19 protein-coding genes and 2 tRNA genes are annotated in these 20849 nt (G+C 64.0%); 5 read left to right on the forward strand and 16 right to left on the reverse strand.

Features of this window, described 5'->3' with window-relative positions:
* Positions 1 to 19 precede the first annotated feature (19 nt).
* The 4 genes from panB (at position 20) to HSDC_RS13815 (ending at position 3395) form a co-directional block, all read left to right on the forward strand.
* Positions 20 to 811 (forward strand): 3-methyl-2-oxobutanoate hydroxymethyltransferase, encoded by a 792-nt coding sequence (gene panB / locus HSDC_RS13800; RefSeq protein WP_064700535.1) that lies wholly within the window; start codon positions 20 to 22, stop codon positions 809 to 811.
* Positions 811 to 1659 carry a pantoate--beta-alanine ligase gene (gene panC / locus HSDC_RS13805; RefSeq protein ID WP_064700536.1) on the forward strand — a complete coding sequence of 283 codons (849 nt, stop codon included), beginning with the start codon at positions 811 to 813 and terminating at the stop codon, positions 1657 to 1659. The genes panB and panC overlap by 1 nt, the downstream gene beginning before the upstream one ends.
* Positions 1660 to 1686: 27 nt before the next feature.
* On the forward strand, positions 1687 to 2067 hold the full coding sequence (panD, locus tag HSDC_RS13810; protein ID WP_064700537.1) for an aspartate 1-decarboxylase: 381 nt from the start codon (positions 1687 to 1689) through the stop codon (positions 2065 to 2067).
* 152 nt (positions 2068 to 2219) lie between these two features.
* Positions 2220 to 3395 (forward strand): acetyl-CoA C-acetyltransferase, encoded by a 1176-nt coding sequence (locus HSDC_RS13815; protein ID WP_064700538.1) that lies wholly within the window; start codon positions 2220 to 2222, stop codon positions 3393 to 3395.
* Positions 3396 to 3439: 44 nt separating this feature from the next.
* Here the strand turns inward: HSDC_RS13815 and HSDC_RS13820 are convergent, their stop codons facing one another.
* The 16 genes from HSDC_RS13820 to rlmE all read right to left on the reverse strand — a co-directional run bounded on the left by HSDC_RS13820 (position 3440) and on the right by rlmE (position 20312).
* Complete coding sequence (locus HSDC_RS13820) at positions 3440 to 4633, reverse strand: MFS transporter (RefSeq protein ID WP_064700539.1); 1194 nt, start codon at positions 4631 to 4633, stop codon at positions 3440 to 3442.
* Between the two features lie 84 nt (positions 4634 to 4717).
* A complete protein-coding gene (gene pnp, locus HSDC_RS13825; RefSeq protein ID WP_170825756.1) occupies positions 4718 to 6850 on the reverse strand; it encodes a polyribonucleotide nucleotidyltransferase in 2133 nt (710 codons plus the stop codon).
* A 355-nt stretch (positions 6851 to 7205) separates the two neighbouring features.
* Positions 7206 to 7475, reverse strand: coding sequence for a 30S ribosomal protein S15 (gene rpsO, locus HSDC_RS13830; protein WP_013333888.1), 270 nt, complete (start codon positions 7473 to 7475; stop codon positions 7206 to 7208).
* 90 nt (positions 7476 to 7565) lie between these two features.
* A complete protein-coding gene (gene truB, locus HSDC_RS13835; protein WP_064700541.1) occupies positions 7566 to 8492 on the reverse strand; it encodes a tRNA pseudouridine(55) synthase TruB in 927 nt (308 codons plus the stop codon).
* A complete protein-coding gene (rbfA, locus tag HSDC_RS13840; protein ID WP_064700542.1) occupies positions 8492 to 8878 on the reverse strand; it encodes a 30S ribosome-binding factor RbfA in 387 nt (128 codons plus the stop codon). The genes truB and rbfA overlap by 1 nt, the downstream gene beginning before the upstream one ends.
* A gap of 18 nt (positions 8879 to 8896) precedes the next feature.
* Positions 8897 to 11431 (reverse strand): translation initiation factor IF-2, encoded by a 2535-nt coding sequence (infB, locus tag HSDC_RS13845; RefSeq protein ID WP_064700543.1) that lies wholly within the window; start codon positions 11429 to 11431, stop codon positions 8897 to 8899.
* A gap of 28 nt (positions 11432 to 11459) precedes the next feature.
* Positions 11460 to 12953: a transcription termination factor NusA gene (gene nusA / locus HSDC_RS13850; RefSeq protein ID WP_064700544.1), complete on the reverse strand. Its 1494-nt coding sequence runs from the start codon at positions 12951 to 12953 to the stop codon at positions 11460 to 11462.
* Positions 12954 to 12993: 40 nt separating this feature from the next.
* Entirely contained in the window at positions 12994 to 13455 is a 462-nt protein-coding gene (gene rimP / locus HSDC_RS13855; protein WP_064700545.1) for a ribosome maturation factor RimP, read from the reverse strand.
* Between the two features lie 221 nt (positions 13456 to 13676).
* Positions 13677 to 13753: transfer RNA gene (locus HSDC_RS13860), tRNA-Met, on the reverse strand.
* Positions 13754 to 13875: 122 nt separating this feature from the next.
* A tRNA-Leu gene (locus tag HSDC_RS13865) sits at positions 13876 to 13962 on the reverse strand.
* Between the two features lie 30 nt (positions 13963 to 13992).
* Positions 13993 to 14355, reverse strand: a complete 363-nt coding sequence (secG, locus tag HSDC_RS13870) for a preprotein translocase subunit SecG (RefSeq protein WP_064700546.1) — start codon at positions 14353 to 14355, stop codon at positions 13993 to 13995.
* Positions 14356 to 14359: 4 nt separating this feature from the next.
* Positions 14360 to 15109, reverse strand: a complete 750-nt coding sequence (tpiA, locus tag HSDC_RS13875; RefSeq protein ID WP_064700547.1) for a triose-phosphate isomerase — start codon at positions 15107 to 15109, stop codon at positions 14360 to 14362.
* 48 nt (positions 15110 to 15157) lie between these two features.
* Entirely contained in the window at positions 15158 to 16507 is a 1350-nt protein-coding gene (gene glmM, locus HSDC_RS13880) for a phosphoglucosamine mutase (protein WP_064700548.1), read from the reverse strand.
* Entirely contained in the window at positions 16500 to 17366 is an 867-nt protein-coding gene (gene folP / locus HSDC_RS13885) for a dihydropteroate synthase (RefSeq protein WP_082920055.1), read from the reverse strand. The genes glmM and folP overlap by 8 nt, the downstream gene beginning before the upstream one ends.
* Before the next feature lie 91 nt (positions 17367 to 17457).
* Complete coding sequence (gene ftsH, locus HSDC_RS13890; RefSeq protein ID WP_064700550.1) at positions 17458 to 19434, reverse strand: ATP-dependent zinc metalloprotease FtsH; 1977 nt, start codon at positions 19432 to 19434, stop codon at positions 17458 to 17460.
* A 215-nt stretch (positions 19435 to 19649) separates the two neighbouring features.
* Positions 19650 to 20312: a 23S rRNA (uridine(2552)-2'-O)-methyltransferase RlmE gene (gene rlmE, locus HSDC_RS13895; RefSeq protein ID WP_064700551.1), complete on the reverse strand. Its 663-nt coding sequence runs from the start codon at positions 20310 to 20312 to the stop codon at positions 19650 to 19652.
* Positions 20313 to 20493: 181 nt separating this feature from the next.
* On the opposite strand from rlmE, the gene yhbY reads away from it, so the two are divergent.
* A complete protein-coding gene (yhbY, locus tag HSDC_RS13900) occupies positions 20494 to 20820 on the forward strand; it encodes a ribosome assembly RNA-binding protein YhbY (RefSeq protein WP_064700552.1) in 327 nt (108 codons plus the stop codon).
* The last annotated feature ends 29 nt before the right edge of the window (positions 20821 to 20849 follow it).

The raw sequence follows: 20849 nt of genomic DNA on the forward strand, positions 1-20849 counted from the left end.
AACACAACGAGAGCACGCCATGAAAACCGTCACCCTGAGCACGCTACAGGCCCAAAAGCGCGCCGGTGAAACCTTCAGCTGCCTGACTGCCTACGATACCACCTTCGCCCACGCCGCCAGCGATGCCGGGATCGAAGTGCTGCTGGTCGGGGATTCCCTGGGCATGGTACTGCAGGGGCACGCCAGCACCCTGCCGGTAACCCTCGACGACATCCGCTACCACACGCAATGCGTGGCTCGGGGCAAGGGCAACAGTCTGCTGATGGTCGACCTGCCCTTCATGAGCAACGCCACCACCGAACGACTGCTCCAGGATGCCGGCGAACTGATGCGGGCCGGCGCCGAGATGATCAAGGTAGAAGGCGAGGCCTGGATGGCCGAAGGCATACGCGAGCTGACGCGGCGCGGCGTGCCGGTCTGCGCTCACCTCGGCCTCACGCCACAGACCGTCCATCAACTGGGCGGCTACAAGGTCCAGGGGCGTGACGCCGACCAGGCCTCGCGCATCCTCGAGGATGCCCGCACCCTGGTCGATGCCGGCGCCTCGGTGATCCTGCTGGAGTGCGTTCCCGCCAGCCTGGGGCGTGCCGTCACCGAAGCCCTCGACGTGCCGGTCATCGGCATCGGCGCCGGGCCAGACACCGACGGCCAGATCCTGGTGATGCACGACATCCTGGGCGTGACCAGAGGGCGCAGTCCTCGCTTCGTGAAGAACTTCATGGCCGAGGCCGAGGACATCCCGGACGCCTTCCGTCGTTACCACGACGCCGTCAAGACGCGCCGTTTTCCGGCCGAGGAGCATTGTTTCTGATGCAGTGCCTGCAAGATATCTCCGCGTTGCGCAACACGCTCGACGCCCATCGCCGAGCGGGCCGGATCATCGGCCTGGTACCGACCATGGGCAATCTGCACGAAGGGCATCTGGCACTGGTCGCCGAGGCCCGCCGGCGCGCCGATGTCGTGGTGGCCACCATCTTCGTCAATCCCACGCAGTTCGGCCCCGACGAGGACCTGGACGCCTATCCGCGCACCCTGGAAGCGGATCGTCATAAGCTCGCCGAAGCCGGCTGCGATCTGCTATTCGCCCCCAGCGAGACCACGATCTACCCACGTGGAGGCAATGCTCAGACCCGCGTCAGCGTACCGGACGTCTCGGAAGGCTTGTGTGGCGGCTCGCGACCGGGACACTTCGACGGCGTGGCGACCGTGGTCACCATGCTCTTCAATCTGGTCCAGCCCGATCTGGCCTGCTTCGGTGAAAAGGACTACCAACAGCTGGCGGTCATCCGGCGCCTGGTGGACGATCTCCACCTGCCGATCGAGATCGTCGGCGTGCCAATCGTGCGCGACCACGACGGCCTGGCACTGTCATCACGCAATGGCTATCTGAACACCGAACAACGACGCACGGCCGCTGTTCTTCAGCGCACCCTGCGCGAGCTGCGCGATGCGCTGGAAGGCGGCGCGGCGATCGAGCCTACCCTCGCCACAGGACTGGCCCGCCTGCGCGAGGCCGGCTTCGAGCCCGACTATCTGGAACTGCGCGCCACCGACCTCGGCCCGGTCGAGGCGTCGACACGCGACGCCGTGCTGCTCGCCGCGGCACGACTCGGGCCGGCACGCCTGATCGACAACCTGAGCCTGACCCTGCCCCATTGAGGCATCTCGAACAAGAGGAGCTCACCCATGCTGACCCATATGCTCAAGGCCAAGCTGCACATGGCCCGCGTCACCCACGCCGTGCTCAACTACGAAGGTTCCTGTGCCATCGATGGTGAACTGCTGGACATGTCCGGCATCCGCGAGAACGAACAGATCCAGATCTATAACGTCGAAAACGGCCAGCGCTTCACCACCTATGCCATCCGTGCCGAGGAAGGCTCCCGAATGATCTCGGTGAATGGTGCCGCCGCTCACCTGGCAAGCGAAGGCCATCGGGTGATCATCTGCAGCTACGCCATGTACACCGATGCCGAGCTCGACTCCCATCAGCCGGCGCTGGTCTATCTGCAGGAAGGCAATGTCGTCAGCCATACCAGCAACGCCATTCCCGTCCAACTGGCCTGACGAGCACCACGGATCATGACGGCCCCCCAGGGCCGCCATGACCGACCCCTACGGAAGTCCCGTACCATTCGGTCACCCAAGGATTGCCGCAGCGCACAATGGTCGCCTATCCTGAATAGCCAGCACGTCCGCAACCCTCAGGAGTCATGACCATGTCAGAAGTGGTGATCGTCGCCGCACGCCGTACCGCCGTCGGCGCCTTCGGCGGCTCTCTCGCCGGCATTCCCGCCAGCGATCTGGGCGCCCATGTCATCAAGGACATCCTCGCCGGTACCGGCGTGGCGGCCGACCAGGTGGACGAGGTTCTGCTCGGCCAGGTGCTGACGGCCGGCGCCGGGCAGAATCCGGCTCGCCAGGCAGCCATCAAGGCCGGACTGCCCGAAGCCGTTCCCGCCATGACCATCAACAAGGTCTGCGGCTCGGGCCTCAAGGCCCTCCACCTGGCCACCCAGGCGATCCGCTGCGGCGATGCCGAGCTGATCCTGGCCGGCGGCCAGGAGAACATGTCGCGCTCCCCTCACGTGCTCCCCAACTCGCGTAACGGCCAGCGCATGGGAGACTGGAAGGCCATTGATTCCATGGTCCACGACGGCCTGTGGGATGCCTTCAACGACTACCACATGGGCATCACCGCCGAGAACCTGGCCGAGAAATACGGTATCACCCGCGAGGCCATGGATGAATTCGCCGCCGCCTCCCAGCAGAAGGCCGCCGCCGCCATTCGCGAAGGCCGTTTCAAGGGCCAGATCGTCGGCATCGACATTCCCCAGCGCAAGGGCGATCCGGTGCACTTCGACACCGACGAGAACCCGCGCGAGGTATCCGCCGAAAAGCTCGGCACCATGCGTCCGGCCTTCAAGAAAGACGGCAGTGTGACCGCCGGCAACGCCTCCTCGCTCAACGATGGTGCCGCCGTGGTGATGATGTGCAGCGCCGAGAAGGCCGAGGCACTCGGGCTCACCCCCCTGGCACGCATCAAGGCCTACGCCAATGCCGGCGTCGATCCCGCCATCATGGGCATCGGCCCCGCCCCGGCCACGCGCCGCTGCATGGAACGTGCCGGCTGGAGCCTCGACGAGCTGGACCTGATCGAAGCCAACGAAGCCTTCGCCGCCCAGGCACTGTCGGTCAACAAGGAACTCGGCTGGGATACCGACAAGGTCAACGTCAACGGCGGCGCCATCGCACTCGGACACCCCATCGGCGCTTCGGGCTGCCGTATCCTGGTCACCCTGGTGCATGAGATGATCGCCCGCGATGCCCACAAGGGCCTGGCGACCCTGTGCATCGGCGGCGGGCAAGGCGTGGCGCTGGCCATCGAGCGTTGATCGCCGCCTCCTCCAGCATGCCCCCGTCTGCCGGGGGCATCGTTTTATCTCGTCTTCTCGCCCACCACGCTGGCCGGTGTGCACAGCACGAGCAAAGTGGCAACAAGGAAGAAGCCGCCAGCGAACCAGGTCACGCTCGGCAGGTTGATACTGTCGACGACACTGCCGCCGACCGTGGCTCCCAGGCCGATCGACAGGTTGAACACGAAGGCCATCAGCGCCGTGGCAGCCTCGGTATTCGGCGCCGTACGCAGGATCCAGGTCTGGATGCTGACCGAGACGCTGCCGAACACCGCACCCCAGACCATCAATAGCGTGATCCCGCCCGCCGGCTGCCCGCCGAGCCAGGTAAAGCTGGCAACGACCAGCAACAACAGGCTCGGTATCGCCAGGACCGCGCGATAGGGGTGATAGCCGGCGAAGGCGCCGGCGGTCACGTTACCAACAATGCCCGCCGCACCGTAGAGCAGAAGCAGGCTGCCGACATCGGCCAGGGCGATGCCGCTGATCTGCTGGAGAAGGGGGCTGATGAAGGTATAGGCGGAAAAATGGCCAATCACGATCAATCCCGTGGCCATGACCGCCACGCGCACCCCTCGATGTCCCAGTTGCTGGCCCAGGTTCCGCAGCCGGACGGGCTCGGTGGGGGGAAGTCGGGGCAGCCAGCCCCACAATGCCAGGGCGGTGACCAAGCTCAGGGCCCCCAGGGCGCCGAAGGCCACTCGCCAGTGACTGTATTCCCCCAGCAGCGTCCCCGCCGGCACACCCAGCACCGAAGCGGCGGCCACGCCGCCGAAGATCACCGTCATCGCCCTCGGCACCTTGTCGGTCGGTACCAGACGCGGTGCGATGCTGCCCGCGATGGCCCAGAAACCACCGATGCTCATGCCCACCAGCACACGTGCGCCCAGCAAGACCTCGAAGCTGTCGGCCAGCACCGTCAGCGCGCTGCCGGCAACCATCAATGCCATCAGGCCGGTCAGCATGACGCGTCGATCCAGGCGTCCCACGGCGACTGGCAACAGCGGTGCCGAAAAGGCCGCCACCACGCCGGGAACCGTGACCATCAAGCCGGCCAGACCCGGTGTCACGCCGAGTGACGCGGCGACCTGTGACAGCAAGCCGATCGGTAGCTGCTCGGCGGTGACCAGCAGAAAGATGCCGGCCATCACCGCGATCACTCCCCACCAGTGAGCGCCGACCGTCTCCCGGGCGCCGGTCGTGCGAGCGTCTTCCATGCTCTTTCTCCCTTGATGACCAAACGAAACCGCCCTCACAGCTTGCGCTGCAAGGGCGGTTAGCCTCCACTTCAACGCCGGGCGTTACAGCTCGGCGTCAGCCGCTTCGGCTTCGAAGGCCGCCTTCTCTTCGGGCGTGATCTCCTTGATGGTGAGCTTCACCCGATTGCGGTTATCGATGTCGAGCACCTTGACGATCGGCTCGTCGCCTTCATTCAGGTAATCGCGCACATCGTTGACCCGCTCGGGCACGATCTGCGAGATGTGCACCAGGCCATCGGTGCCGGGAATGATGTTGACGAAGGCGCCGAAGTCGGCGATCCGCACCACCTTGCCACGATACAACTTGCCGATCTCGGGAACGGCGGTGATGCTCAGCACGGTGTCGATGGCCGCCTTGGCCGCCGACTTCTCCTCGGCATAGATGCGCACGGTGCCGTCGTCATCCAGGTCGATGGAAGCGCCGGTGTCTTCGCAGATCTTGCGGATCATGGCGCCGCCCTTGCCGATGACGTCGCGAATCTTCTCCGGATCGATCTTGATGGTGGCCATGGAGGGCGCATTCTCGGAGACCTCGGCGCGGCTCTGGCCGATCACGCTGTTCATCTGCTCGAGGATATGCTGGCGCGCTTCATGGGCCTGCTGCAGCGCCTGCTCCATGATCTCCTCGTTGATGCCTTCGATCTTGATGTCCATCTGCAGAGCGGTCACGCCCTCCGCACTGCCGGCCACCTTGAAGTCCATGTCACCGAGGTGGTCCTCGTCACCGAGGATATCGGTGAGCACCGCGAAGCCATCATCGTCCTTGACCAGCCCCATGGCGATACCTGCCACCGGCGCCTTCATCGGCACGCCGGCATCCATCAGCGCCAGAGAGGAGCCGCACACCGAGGCCATCGAGCTGGAGCCATTGGATTCGGTGATCTCGGACACCACCCGGATGGTATAGGGGAATTCCTCCTCGGAGGGGAGCATGGCTTCCACCCCCCGACGCGCCAGGCGACCGTGACCGATCTCGCGACGCTTGGGACCGCCCATGAAACCGGCCTCGCCCACGCAATAGGGAGGGAAGTTGTAGTGCAGCAGGAAGCGATCCTTGCGCTCGCCTTCCAGCGATTCGATCAACTGAGCATCACGCAGGGTGCCGAGCGTCGCCACCACGACGGCCTGAGTCTCGCCGCGCGTGAAGACAGCGGAGCCATGCGTCTTGGGCAGGCTGCCGACTTCGATATCCAGCGGACGCACGGTCTTCAGGTCACGCCCGTCGATGCGCGGCTCGCCTTTGATCACGCGGCGACGCACCACACGCTTCTCGAGACTGGCGAAAGCCCCCTTGACCTCATCGGCATCAAACTTGCCGTCCTCCTCGCCGGCCAGTTGCTCCACGGCCTCGTCCTTCAGGGCGGCCAGGGCATCCTGACGCTGCATCTTGTCGGTGATGCGATACGCCTCGCCGACCCTGGCCTCGAAACCGCTTGCCATGGCCTCCTTGAGGGCGACATTCTCGGCGGGTGCCTGCCATTCCCAGCGCGGTTTGCCGGCCTCGGCAGCCAGTTCCTTGATGGCATTGATCGCCACCTGCATTTCCTGGTGGCCATAAAGCACGGCACCCAGCATCTCGTCTTCGAGCAACTCGTTGGCTTCGGACTCGACCATCAGTACGGCTTTCTCGGTGCCGGCCACCACCATGTTGAGCTCGGAGCTGTCCAGTTCCTCTACCGTCGGGTTGAGGAAGTAGCCATGCTCCTCGGTGAAGCCGACGCGTGCAGCACCAATGGGACCATTGAAGGGCACGCCGGAAATCGCCAGAGCCGCAGATGTGCCGAGCATGGCAGCGATGTCGGGGTCATGGTTGCGGTCGGTGGACAGCACCGTGCAGACGACCTGGACCTCGTTCATGAACCCCTTGGGGAACAGCGGGCGAATCGGCCGGTCGATGAGGCGCGAGGTCAGCGTCTCCTTCTCGGTGGGACGCCCCTCGCGCTTGAAGAAGCCGCCGGGAATCTTGCCGACCGCGTAGGTCTTCTCTTGGTAATGGACGGAGAGCGGGAAGAAGGGCTGGGCGGGGTTGACGTCCTTCTTCGCCACCACGGTGCACAGCACCACGGTCTCGTCCATGGTGACCATCACGGCACCGGAAGCCTGGCGGGCGATGCGCCCGGTTTCCAGGGTGACGGTGCTGCGACCGTATTCAAATGTTTTCTTGACCGGATTCACGGCGACTTCCTTCAACTTTTCGATTCATGTTCGGGTCGTTTTGACTCGGCGACCATTTTAGGGGTTGACGGTCGCGAGGGCCACCGGTTATGAGGCTCACCGGCCAAAGTGGTGGTCTGGATGTCGTTCCATGAGCGCTGAGCACCGGCAATACCCCCATACACACAAAACGGGCAGCCCTGGGGCTGCCCGTTTCGAATGGCCTGCAGTGAAGAAAAGGAGGAATTCGCGTGACGAGCGATGAGAGGCTGGTCGCCGCCGGCGCGCAGGACCCGGAGTGTAGATAAAACTACATGAGGAGTCCGAGCACCGTCGGCGGCCAGGATCTCGAGCGCAGTAGCGAATTACCCTTTTCTTAGCGGCGCAGGCCGAGGCGCTGGATAATCGACTGATAACGCTCGAAATCCTTGCGCTTGAGGTAGTCGAGCAGCTTACGACGCTGGTTGACCATGCGGATCAGGCCACGACGTGAGTGGTGATCCTGCTTGTTAGTCTTGAAGTGATCCTGCAGGCCGTCGATGTTGGCGGTCAGCAGAGCCACCTGAACCTCGGGGGAACCGGTGTCGTTTTCACCACGACCATATTCGTTGACGATCGCGGCTTTCTGTTCAGCGGTCAGTGCCATCTGTCTCTCCAGTAAGCAATATGCCTGAATGATGAATGTCGGGGACCACGCATATTTGCAGTCCCCACGCCCAGCCCCGGAAGGGCTGGCTCATGCCGAGCCCGCCACGGCGGAACTCAGCAGGCGCCGGGGGGCGATATCCCCGGCCGCCGTGACCACGCCGAGCCCCAGAAAGGCCTCGTCGTGATAGAGCCTGGTCAAACTGTCGGCGGGCAATGCTCCCGCCTCGCCTGTTGCTGCCTGGCCGAAGCGCAGGCTACGAGCGCCGGCGGCACTCATGTCGCGACGCGGCAAGTGTGCCACCAGCACATCGACCGGCAACAGCGCCTCGTCCTGCGCGGCATCCTCGGCCAAGCGTTCGAGTGCCTCGACGCTCAGCATCCGGCTGCCCTCGAAGGGCCCCGTCTTGAGGCGACGCAGGTCGCTGATGTGGCCTCCGCACCCCAGGGCCTGGCCGATATCCTCGGCCAATGTCCTGATGTAGGTCCCCTTGCTGACGCGAACCTCCATCTCGAAGGCATCGTCCCCGTAGTCGAGGAGGCGCGCATCATACACCGTCACGCGGCGCGCTGCACGCTCCACCGTCTTGCCCTCGCGGGCCAGCTCGTAGAGCTTTCGCCCCTGATGCTTGAGCGCCGAATGCATCGGTGGCACCTGGTCGATCTCACCGATGAAACGCTGCAGTGTCTCGCGCAATCCGGCCTCGTCGAGCGACGGCACCTCGCGCCGCTCGACCACCTCGCCCTCGGCGTCGCCGGTATCGGTTACCACTCCGAGCTCGACCCGGGTACGGTACACCTTGTCGGCTTCCAGCAGATGGGCGGAAAACTTGGTGGCCTCACCGAAACAGATCGGCAGCAGGCCAGTGGCCATCGGATCGAGCGTACCGGTGTGCCCTGCCTTCTGAGCCTGGTACAGGCGCCTTGCCCGCTGCAGGGCATGATTGCTCGACATCCCCCCGGGCTTGTCGAGCAGCAGGACACCATCCACCGGACGACCACGGCGTCGCCGTGCCATCAGCGCTCACCCTCATCATCATGGCGTGAGCGGTCGCCGGCAACCGCCTCGTCGATCAAGGAGGACAGGCGCTGGCCGCGCTCCAGGCTGGCGTCATAGTGGAAGCGCAGCTCCGGCACATGACGCAGCTTGATGCGGCGAGCGATCTGTCCACGCAGGAAGCCGGCGGCCCGCTTGAGAATCTTCAGGTTCTCCGCGACCCGCTCGTCGTCGTTTTCTCCCAGCAGGGTCACGTGGACATCGGCATAGCCCAGGTCACGACTGACCTCGACGCCGCTGACGGTGACCATGCCCAGGCGCGGGTCCTTGACCTCGCGCTGGATGAGGACCGCCAGCTCCTTCTGGAGCTGGTCGGCCACACGGTCGGTACGCTTGAATTCACGCATGGTCGGTTCCTCGAGCGATCAGAGCGTCCGCTCGACCTTGACCTGATCGAAGACCTCGATCTTGTCGCCAACCTGGACGTCGTTGTAGTTCTTCACACCGATACCGCACTCCATGCCGTTGCGGACCTCGTTGACGTCGTCCTTGTAACGGCGCAGGGATTCGAGCTCGCCCTCGTAGATCACCACATTCTCGCGCAGCACGCGGATCTTCTTGTGGCGATGGACGGTTCCCTCGACCACCATGCAACCGGCCACGGCACCGATCTTGGGAGCGCGGAAGACGTCGCGGACCTCGGCCACACCGACGATCTCTTCCTTCCACTCCGGCTCGAGCATGCCGCTCATGGCCTGCTTGACCTCGTCGATCAGCTGGTAGATGACGCTGTAGTAGCGCAGCTCCAGGCCTTCGCGTTCGATGATCTCGCGGGCCGCGGCATCGGCACGCACGTTGAAGCCGATCACGATGGCCTCGGAGGCCAGCGCCAGGTTGGCATCGGTACCGGTGATACCGCCGACGCCGGAAGACACCACGGAGACCTGCACCTCGTCGGTGGACAGTTCCTCGAGCGCACCCTTGATGGCCTCCAGAGAACCCTGCACATCGGCCTTGAGGACGATGTTGAGCTTGGCGGCCTCTTCCTGGCCCATCTGGCTGAACATGTTCTCCAGCTTGGCCTTCTGCTGGCGGGCCAGGCGAACCTCGCGGTACTTGCCCTGGCGGAAGTTGGCGACTTCGCGCGCCTTCTTCTCGTCATCGAGCACCATGAAGTCGTCGCCGGCCTCCGGCGTACCATCCAGGCCCTGAATCTCGACCGGCATGGCCGGACCGGCTTCATCGACCTGCTTGCCGAGCTCGTTGGTCAGCGCACGCACGCGGCCGTAATGCAGGCCGGCGAGCACGATGTCGCCCTTCTTCAGGGTGCCGTTCTGAACCAGCACGGTAGCCACCGGGCCACGGCCCTTGTCGAGTCGGGACTCGACCACCACGCCCTTGCCGGGCGCTTCGGGAACAGCCTTGAGCTCAAGCACCTCGGACACCAGCTGGATCGACTCCAGCAGCTCCTCGATGCCATCGCCGGACTTGGCGGAAACATGCACGAACTGGGTATCGCCACCCCATTCCTCGGAGATCACGCCGTGCTGTGACAGCTCGTTCTTGACGCGATCCGGGTCAGCGTTCGCCTTGTCGATCTTGTTGACCGCCACCACCATCGGCACGCCTGCCGCCTTGGAGTGCTCGACCGCCTCAATGGTCTGGGGCATGACGCCGTCATCGGCCGCGACCACCAGCACCACCACGTCGGTGGCCTTGGCACCGCGCGCACGCATGGCGGTAAATGCCGCGTGACCAGGCGTATCGAGGAAGGTCACGCCACCGTGGTCGTCCTCAACATGGTAGGCACCGATATGCTGGGTAATGCCGCCGGCCTCGCCGGTCGCCACCTTGGCGCGACGGATGTAGTCGAGCAACGAGGTCTTGCCGTGGTCGACGTGCCCCATGACGGTGACGACAGGCGAGCGCGTGATCTCATCACCCTCGTAGGAGATGCCCTCGAGCACTTCCGTCTCCAGTGCATCGTCCTTGACCAGCTTGGGCTTGTGGCCCATTTCTTCGACCACGATGGCCGCGGTGTCCTGGTCGATGGTCTGGTTGATGGTCACCGCCGCGCCCATGGTGAACATGGCCTTGATGACCTCATTGGCCTTGATCGACATCTTGTCGGCCAGGTCCGCCACGCTGATGGACTCCGGAATAGAGACCTCACGGACGATCGGCTGGGTCGGCTTCTGGAAGCCGTGCTTGCCGCCACCCTGGCTGCTGCCGCCACGACGACTCCCGCGACGCTCGGCGCGCTTGGCCTTGCGACCACCACGACGACGCTCCTCGCGATCGCTGCGATCCTCGTCACGGTCACCACCACGGCCTTTCTTGCCGGCCTTGCCGCTGGCCTTCTTGACGGCCGCACGACGCCCCTCGGTGCGCCCTTCCTTCGGCGGTGCCGGAGCTTCCTCGGGCGCGGGCTCGGTGGTTTCGAGCTCCGGCACCGGAATCTCGGGCTCCGGTTCGGCCTGGGCAGCCTGCTCGGCCTGCGCCTTCTCGGCCTCGGCCTTCTCCGCGGCCTCGCGAGCGGACTCTTCGGCGCGACGCTTGGCTTCCTCGGCCTCCTGTGCCTCGCGCTTGGCTTCGGCCTCGGCCATGTCGCCCACCAACTGGCGCGGGCCATGGTCCTCGACCTTGGATTCCTCGGCCGGCTCTTCCTCGCGCTTCACGTAGGTACGCTTCTTGCGAACCTGCACCTCAATGCTCTTGCCACGCTCGCCGGTATTGATACGGCTGCGGGTCTTACGGGTCAGGGTGATGCGGTTCTTCGCCCCCGAGCCACTACCGCCGTGGCTCTTGGTGAGGTAATCGAGCAGCTTGCGTTTGTCCTCTTCGGAAACGGCGTCGCCCTCGGACTTGTGCTCGAGTCCGGCTTCTTTCATCTGCTCCAGCAGACGGGGCACATCGCGCCCCACCTTTGCTGCAAAATCCTTAACGGTCATTTCTGACATTACGACCCTCCTCAGCCCGTGACCCGTGTTACTGTTCGCTCTCGAACCATGGCGCGCGGGCGGTCATGATCAGTGACGCGGCGCGCTCGTCGTCCAGCTCTTCGATATCGGTCAGATCATCGACGGACTGTTCGGCGAGATCCTCCATGGTGACGATGCCCCGACTGGCCAGGATGAAGGCCAGATGGCGCTCCATGCCGTCCATCGCCAGCAGGTCGTCGGCCGGCTGGGCGCCATCGAGTTCTTCCTCGGAGGCGATGGCCAGGTTCAACAACTCGTCCTTGGCGCGAGCGCGCAGCTCCTCGATGAGTTCTTCGTCCAACTCCTCGATTTCCAGCATTTCCTCCACCGGGACGTAGGCGACCTCTTCGAGGGATGTGAAGCCCTCTTCGACCAACAGGCGTGCCACGTCATCGTCGACGTCCAGGTGCTGAATGAAGTGCTCGACCAGGCTATCGATCTCCTGGTCGCGCTTGGCCTCGGCCTCGGCCTCGGTCATGACGTTCAGACGCCAGCCGGTAAGCTCGGAGGCCAGGCGTACGTTCTGGCCACTGCGGCCGATGGCCTGGGCCAGATTGTCCTCGCCGACGGCCACGTCCATGGCGTGGGCGTCTTCATCGACGAGAATGGAAGCGACATCCGCCGGCGCCATGGCGTTGATCACCAACTGGGCGGGGTTGTCGTCCCACAGCACGATATCCACCCGCTCGTTCTGCAGCTCGGTCGATACCGCCTGGACCCGAGAGCCGCGCATGCCGACGCAGGCGCCTACCGGATCGATACGACGATCATTGGTCTTGACCGCGATCTTGGCGCGCGACCCGGGGTCGCGCGCCGCTCCCTTGATTTCAATGAGCTGCTCGGCGATTTCGGGCACCTCGATCTTGAACAGCTCGATGATCAGCTCCGGACAGGTCCGGGACAGGATCAACTGAGCGCCGCGAGCCTCGGGATCGACCTTGGTCAACAAGGCGCGCACCCGCTCGTTCATGCGGTAGCGCTCGCCGGGAATCATCTCGCTGCGCGGCAAGAACGCCTCGGCATTGTCTCCCAGGTCGATGATCAAGCCATCACGTGTCGTCTTCTTGACGATGCCGGCCACCAGTTCGCCCTCGCGCTCGGCGTAGAGGCTCACGACCTCGGCACGCTCGGCCTCGCGTACCTTCTGCACGATGACCTGCTTGGCAGTCTGAGCCGCGATCCGACCGAAGGTGGCGTTCTCGATACGCTCCTCGACCACGTCCCCCAGGCCCAGCGGCGGCTCGCGACGCTCGGCGAAGGAAAGCTTGATCTGGGCATCCGGTCCATCGAAGTCGTCGTCTTCGACCACCTCCCAACGCCGGAAGGTCTCGTAGTCGCCGGTACGCCGATCGATATGCACGCGCACGCTGACTTCCTCATCCTCGAAGCGCTTGCGAGACGCGCTGGCCAGCGCGGCCTCGACGGCCTCGAAAATCACCTCGCGGGGGACCCCCTTTTCATTGGAGATCGCATCGACGACCGCCAGAATCTCTTTACTCATGACTTAGCCTCGCCAGAAAACCCGTCCTTTTGCACCGACATCACGAACCGAACCGAGGCACGATACGCGCCTGATCGATGCTCTCGATGGGAAAGCAATATTCCTCGCCGTCGAGCTGCAACAGCACCTCGTCGCCTTCAATACCGGCCAGCAATCCCTGGAACTTGCGTCGTCCGTCGAACGGTGCACGCAGCTTCACAGCCACCGTGTGCCCCGCATAGCGCTCGAACTGGTCGAGGGTGAACAACGGTCGATCCATCCCGGGAGACGACACCTCGAGTCGATACTCTCCGGCAATAGGGTCTTCGACATCCAGCACCGCACTGACCTGACGGCTGACATCGGCGCAGTCATCCACGCCAACGCCCTCCGAATGGTCGATGAAGATCACCAACCGCGAGTGCTTGCCCTGAGACAGATAATCGATACCCCAGAGTTCGAAGCCCATGGCCGTCACCACTGGCTCGATCAACGCTTTCAGCGCAGTATCCTTGGTTGCCATGGAAGAAAGCTCCTACAGCCGTTGCATCAGGCACCTGGCCAGGAGTGAACAGGAAAGTCAGGTGGCTGATTGGCGTTGCCTCGGGACAACCGGCCGATCTCGACCGACGGGCTGGCCGCTAACAAAAAGCCCCTTCGCAGGAAGGGGCTTTTACAAGAAACCTGTATACCACTTCGGCTCTCTGGCATGCCCCTAACATCGCTGCATGCCTGCCAGGAAGATGGTAGCGGGGACCGGATTTGAACCGATGACCTTCGGGTTATGAGCCCGACGAGCTACCAGACTGCTCCACCCCGCATCAATCTAGGCCGGTGATTGTATGCCTGAACCCTATTGGCGTCAAGCCACAATGGCACCGTTCTGCCAATCCTGCTACTGAGGCCGACACTTGGCGAGGCGTCTCACCATGTCGGTTTCAGATGGTGCCGAAGGCGGGACTTGAACCCGCACGACCGTAAGGTCACTACCCCCTCAAGATAGCGTGTCTACCAATTCCACCACTTCGGCATCAGGGGACGGCTGGCAAAAACGAGGGCTTCAGCTGCCGCCCTCCTCCAGCACTGGCGCTGCATTATCCTCGCTATTACCGCCTTCGTCAAGGGTCGGATCGGCACTTTGCTGCTCAATCACTTCGGCATCGGGAATTCCCGTTTCTTCCGGCGCCTCGCCCGCCTGGGAGGCGAAGTAGGCCAGGGTCAACGAGGTCGCGAAAAAGGCCGCCGCCAGCACGGCGGTCGCACGTGACAGGAAGCTGCCGCTACCGCGAGAACCGAACACGGTCTGAGAGGCGCCGCCGCCAAAAGAGGCGCCGGCATCGGCCCCCTTGCCCTGCTGCAGCAGGATCAAGGCGACCAGGGCGATGGCGATCGCCACATGGATCATGAGAATGGCAACTTGCATGGATTCAACCTGCTGACTGACAAATGGCTAGGAAATCATCGATCTTGAGAGAGGCGCCGCCGACCAGGCCGCCGTCGATATCCGGCTGAGCCAACAGCTCGGCCGCATTGTCGGCCTTCATGCTGCCGCCATACAGTAACTGGGTCGTTTCCGCGAGACCGTCGTCGTAGGCAGCCAGCCGGCGGCGGAGGGCAGCGTGAATCGCCTGCGCCTGCTCGGGAGTGGCGGTACGGCCGGTGCCGATGGCCCATACCGGCTCGTAGGCGATCACCAGTCGATGGCGTTGCTCGGCCTCCAGCGCGTCCAGGACCGCTTCCAACTGGCCGATTACAACCGTTTCACCGCGACCGTCATCACGCTCCTCGAGGGTCTCACCCAGGCACAGCACTGGTGTGAGGCCAACCTCCAGCGCGCGACGCACGCGCGCCAGCACCGCCGAGTCATCTTCACCGAACAGGGTACGCCGCTCGGAGTGACCGACCAGCACCAGGGTCGCGCCGACCTCGCGAAGCATCTCGCCGCTTACCTCTCCGGTGAAGGCCCCGGCAGGCTGGTCACTGAGCGTCTGCGCCCCCAGTACCGCGCGAGTGCCCGCCAGCGCACGGGAGGCAGACTCCAAGTAGGGGAAGGGCACCATCAACGCGACCTCGAGACGCGACGGCAGGTCGGCATCGGCAAGCGCCTGGCCGAAGGTCTCGACCAGGCTCAGGGAACCGTTCATCTTCCAGTTGCCGGCGATCAGCGGCATAGGCATGCGACATCCTCTTTCAAGGTGGGCCGAAATGGTATAGGAGCACCATTGTCAAGACAACATGCTCTCGACATCATCGGCCAGGCGACGCGCCAGATGTTGAACATCCAGATGGGGGCGCCCCTCGACCATGACGCGAATCAGCGGCTCGGTCCCCGAGGGCCGAAGCAGGACACGCCCCTGCCCCTCCAGCTCGGTTTCCATGGTGGATACCGCTTCCTGCAAGGCAGCGTCTTCCATCAGGGCCCGGGCATCGGTACCCGGCGTCAGGCGCACATTAATCAACGCCTGGGGTGCTTTCTCGAGGCCCTCCAGCAGCTCGCCCAGCGCCCGACCCTCTCGCGCCATCACCGACAATACCTGAAGGGCCGACACGATGCCGTCACCCGTGGTCTGCACATGGCCGCAGACAATGTGCCCCGAGGACTCGCCTCCCAACTGCCAACCGTTGGCGGCCAGCCGCTCCATGACGTAACGATCGCCGACCTTGGCGCGCTCGAAGGGTACATCCAGCGTTTCCAGCGCCGCGGCCAGGCCAAAATTGCTCATCAGGGTTCCCACGACCCCGCCTCCGAGCTCACCCCGTGCGTGGCGGTCCCGGGCGATGATATAGAGAATGTCGTCGCCGTCGACCTCGCGACCATCGGCATCCACCAGCAGCACGCGGTCGCCATCGCCATCGAAGGCCACGCCCAGATCGGCTCCCTCGCGGATCACTGCCGCACGCAATGCCGCCGGCTGCGTGGAGCCGACCTCATGGTTGATGTTGAGCCCGTCGGGATTGGCACCGATCAAGCTGACCTCGGCACCCAGCTCGCGGAACACGCTGGGCGCGATGTGATAGGTGGCGCCATGGGCGCAATCGACGACCATTCGCAAGCCATGCAGGTTGACCCGGTCGGGAATGGTTGACTTGCAGAACTCGATATAGCGGCCGGCAGCATCGTCCACCCGCCGGGCCTTGCCCAGCTCGTGTGGCGCCACCGTGGTCAAGGGCTCATCGAGCATCGCTTCGATGCGCTCCTCGACGGCGTCGGCCAGCTTGACGCCCTCGGCGGAGAAGAACTTGATGCCATTGTCGGCAAAGGCGTTGTGGGAGGCCGAGATGACGATCCCGGCGTCGGCCCGGAAGGTGCGCGTCAGATAGGCAATCCCCGGCGTCGGCATCGGGCCGAGCAGGATGACATCGACTCCGGCGGCTGAGAGCCCGGCTTCCAGCGCCGACTCGAACATGTAGCCGGAAATCCGCGTGTCCTTGCCGATCAACACCTTGGCATGACCAGACTCTCGCGTCAGCACCCGGCCGGTGGCCCAACCCAATTTCAGCATGAAATCTGCGGTGATAGGCGCTTCACCGACGGTGCCGCGAATGCCATCGGTACCGAAATAGCGTCTAGTCATTGTCGCAACCTTCCTTGAGTACGGCCCAGGCCATGTTCACCGCGTCCACGTGGGGCTCCACATCATGCACGCGAAGGATACGCGCACCTCGCTCCACGGCCAGGGCGGACAGCGCCAGCCCGCCAGCGAGGCGCTCCTCCACCGGCCGCTCGAGCACCTTGCCGATCATGCTCTTGCGTGACATGCCCACCAGAATGGGCAACTCCAGCGAGGTCAGGCGCTCCATGTATTTGAGCAGCCGTAGATTGTGCTCGACGGTCTTGGCAAAGCCAAATCCAGGGTCGATCAACAGGCGATCGCGACGCAGTCCCGCCGCTTCGCAGGCCGCCACCCGGGACTCGAGGAATTCGGCCACGGCGTCTTCCACGGGTCGATCATAGTATGGCGCATCCTGCATGTCGCCCGGCTCGCCGAGCATGTGCATCACACATACCGGCAGCCCGGTGGCGGCAGCCGCCCGCATCGCTCCATCGCGACGCAGGTTCCGCACATCGTTGAGCATGCCGGCTCCCGCACTGGCGGCTTCACGCATCACGTCCGGCGTGCTGGTGTCCACCGAGACCAGGGCATCGAGTTCGCGAACCAGCGCTTCCACGACCGGCATGACGCGATCAAGCTCTTGCTGGGTCGACACCTCGGCGGCGCCGGGACGCGTCGATTCCCCGCCCACATCGATGATCGCCGCGCCTTCGGCAAGCATCCGTTCGGCGCGCGCCAAGGCATCATCCAGGGCGACGTGGCGTCCGCCGTCGGAAAAGGAGTCGGGAGTGACATTGAGGATCCCCATCACATGGGGAAAGGAGAGATCCAGCCGGTGGCGGCCACACTGCAGGGAGTTCGAAGCGGAGGTCTGCATCATTATCCTGGGAATATCGAATACCGGGCCTCGGCCCTCTACGGCGAAGGCGCCCCGCAGGGCGCCTGGCAATCAACGGGAACGGGCGCCGGCGTCAGGTTCCGGCGGGACCGCCCAAGGGATCGGAAGGACGACGCCTCGGCGTTTCCTCGTCGTCTGCATCGCCATCATCGGAGGCTTCGGGAGACTCCGCCTCGCTCCCCGAGCCGGTCACCGGCGAGCCACCGTCGGAACCGCCATCCTCCCAGCCTTCGGGCGGCCGCGGATCACGACCTTCCATGATGTCCTTGAGCTGCTTGGCGTCGATGGTCTCGTACTTGACCAGCGCCTCGGCCATGGCATCCAGCTTGTCGCGATTGTCTTCCAGGATCTGCTTCGCCTGGGCATAGCAATCGTCGATGATGCGGCGCACCTCCTTGTCGAGACGCGTCGTGGTCTCGCCGGACTTCAGCATGCCGCCCTGACTGCCGCCACCCAGGAACTGGTGCGACTCGTCCTCGTCGTACATGATCGGTCCCATCTCCTCGGACAGGCCCCACTTGGCAACCATGTTGTGCGCCAGCTCGGTGGCACGCTTGATGTCATTGGAGGCACCGGTGGTCACGCCGTTCGGCCCCAGCGTCATCTCTTCGGCGATACGGCCGCCGAACAGCGAGCAGATCTGGCTGATGATCTGCTGACGCGACAGGCTGTAGCGATCTTCCTCGGGCAGGAACATGGTCACGCCCAGCGCTCGGCCGCGCGGAATGATGGTGACCTTGTAGACCGGATCGTGCTCCGGCATCACCAGACCGATGATGGCGTGTCCGGACTCGTGGTAGGCCGTGTTGAGCTTGTCCTTCTCGGTCATGACCATGGAGCGACGCTCGGCGCCCATCATGATCTTGTCCTTAGCCATTTCCAGCTCATCCATGCCCACCAGGCGCTTGTTGCCGCGCGCCGCGAACAGCGCCGCCTCGTTAACCAGGTTGGCCAGGTCGGCACCGGAGAATCCGGGCGTGCCACGGGCGATATAGGACGGCTTGACGTCGTCGGCCAGTGGCACCTTGCGCAGATGGACATTGAGGATATGCTCGCGACCCCGGATATCGGGCAGCGGCACGGTCACCTGGCGGTCGAAACGCCCCGGACGCAGCAGCGCCGGGTCGAGCACATCCGGCCGGTTGGTCGCGGCGATGACGATGATGCCCTCGTTTGCCTCGAAGCCGTCCATCTCCACCAGCAGCTGGTTCAGCGTCTGCTCGCGCTCGTCATTGCCACCCCCCATGCCGGCGCCGCGCGAACGGCCCACGGCATCGATCTCGTCGATGAAGATGATGCACGGCGCCTGCTTCTTGGCCTGTTCGAACATGTCACGAACGCGAGAAGCGCCGACACCGACGAACATCTCCACGAAGTCGGAGCCCGAAATCGAGAAGAAGGGCACGCTGGCCTCGCCGGCGATGGACTTGGCGAGCAGGGTCTTGCCGGTCCCGGGCGGGCCAACCATCAGCACGCCTCGAGGAATGGTGCCCCCCAGGCGCTGGAACTTGGTCGGATCGCGCAGGAAGTCGACCAGCTCCTCGACTTCCTCCTTGGCCTCGTCGCAACCGGCCACATCGGCGAAAGTGGTCTTGATCTGATCCTGGGACAACAGCTTGGCCTTGGACTTGCCGAAGCTCATCGGCCCGCCCTTGCCGCTTCCACCACCCTGCATCTGGCGCATGAAGAAGATGAAGATCGCCAGGATCAGCAGGATCGGGAAGCTGGCAATCAGCAGACGCGTCCAAAGGCTCTGCTGCTCCGGCTCCTTGCCGACCACGGTAACGTCGTGAGCCAGCAGATCATCCATCAGCTTGGGGTCTTCCGCCGCCGGACGGATGGTCTGGAACTGAGAGCCATCGGTACGCTGACCGGTGATCGTATAACCATCGATGGTCACGCTATCGATGCGCTCGTTCTGCACCTGCTGGACAAACTGGGAGTAGTTCATCGTCTGCGGTGCATTGTCGACACTGAAATTGTTGAACACCGTCAGCAACACCGCCGCGATGACCAACCACAGAATCAGGTTCTTCGCCATATCGTTCAAGGGACTACCCTCAATTGCAAGAATCCGTCGGCCGCATGCGCCTGGTGTTTCGACACTACATCAGGCGCACATGTTCAGCCAGGACGCGGACCTCGGTCCACTCTGTTACTGCCCACTGTGGCATAATTGCGCCGCCTTGTCCGGCCATTGCGCCGTTAGCCCCAGCCTATGGGGCTTTCATCACATCCGGCCGAGCCACACCCCGAAGACCGCGCTCAGCCACGAAAACCTTCCGCCAGTAGATACACCTCGCGGGACCGCGCCCGCGACGCCTCCGGCTTGCGTGTCACCACCCGCTTGAAGCCGGCACGCAGCTCCTTCAGGTAGGCATCGAACCCTTCCCCCTGGAACACCTTGGCCAGGAAGACGCCGCCCGGCGACAAGGTCTGTCGCGCCAGGTCCAGGGCCAACTCCACCAGGTACATGGCCTGAGGCTGGTCGATCGCCGCCATGCCACTCATATTGGGGGCCATGTCCGACATCACAAGGTCGACCGGACGATTCCCGAGCCGCGCCAGGATCTCCTCGAGCACGTGCTCCTCGGTGAAATCGCCTTGCACGAAATCGACCCCCGCCAGGGCATCCATCTCGAGAATATCGGAGGCGATCACCATGCCCTCGTCGCCGACCTTCTCGGCAGCCACCTGGCTCCAGCCTCCGGGCGCGGCACCGAGATCGATCACCGTCATGCCGCTTCGCAGCAACTTATCCTTCTCGTCGAGGGCCAGCAGCTTGTAGCTGGCCCGGCTACGATAGCCGTCCTGCCAGCTCTGCTGGACATAGCGATCATCGAAGTGTTCCTTGAGCCATCCGGCACGACTCTTGTGGGAGCCGCGTCGGCCGGCACCCTTGGTACGGGAATCATGGGAAGATGCCACGGCATCACCTGTAGAATGATCTGGATGTCGGGCGGTCGAGCGAATTCCGGGATGACCTGGGACTAAGGTGCTGACCTGCGGGCCCGGCGACTCGGCACAATAACGCACCGTAGCGGTTTCGCCGCGTCACGATACGCCGTACCATGGGCACAGCGCGCCAACCGGGAAGAATCAAGATACCATGAGCTTGTCACAGGCACAAAAGAAAGCATTTCGCAGCATCGGCCACCATCTCGACCCCGTGGTCACGGTGTCGGAGAACGGGATCTCCGAAGGCGTGATCACCGAACTGGACCGAGCCCTCCAGGACCACGAACTGATCAAGGTCAAGCTGGCCCTGCCCGAGCGCGACGATCGCGCCGCCATGATCGACGAACTGCTCGACGCCAGCGGCGCCGAACTGATCCAGAAGATCGGCAAGGTCGCCCTGCTCTACCGCCACAATCCGAAGGTCAACCCGAAGCTTTCCAACATCAAGCGCTTCGAGGAGCACCACGGACGCCGCTGATCCCGCGCTTCGCGCGAACTGGAAGCTGG

Source organism: Halomonas caseinilytica (assembly GCF_001662285.1).
Lineage (GTDB): Bacteria > Pseudomonadota > Gammaproteobacteria > Pseudomonadales > Halomonadaceae > Halomonas > Halomonas caseinilytica.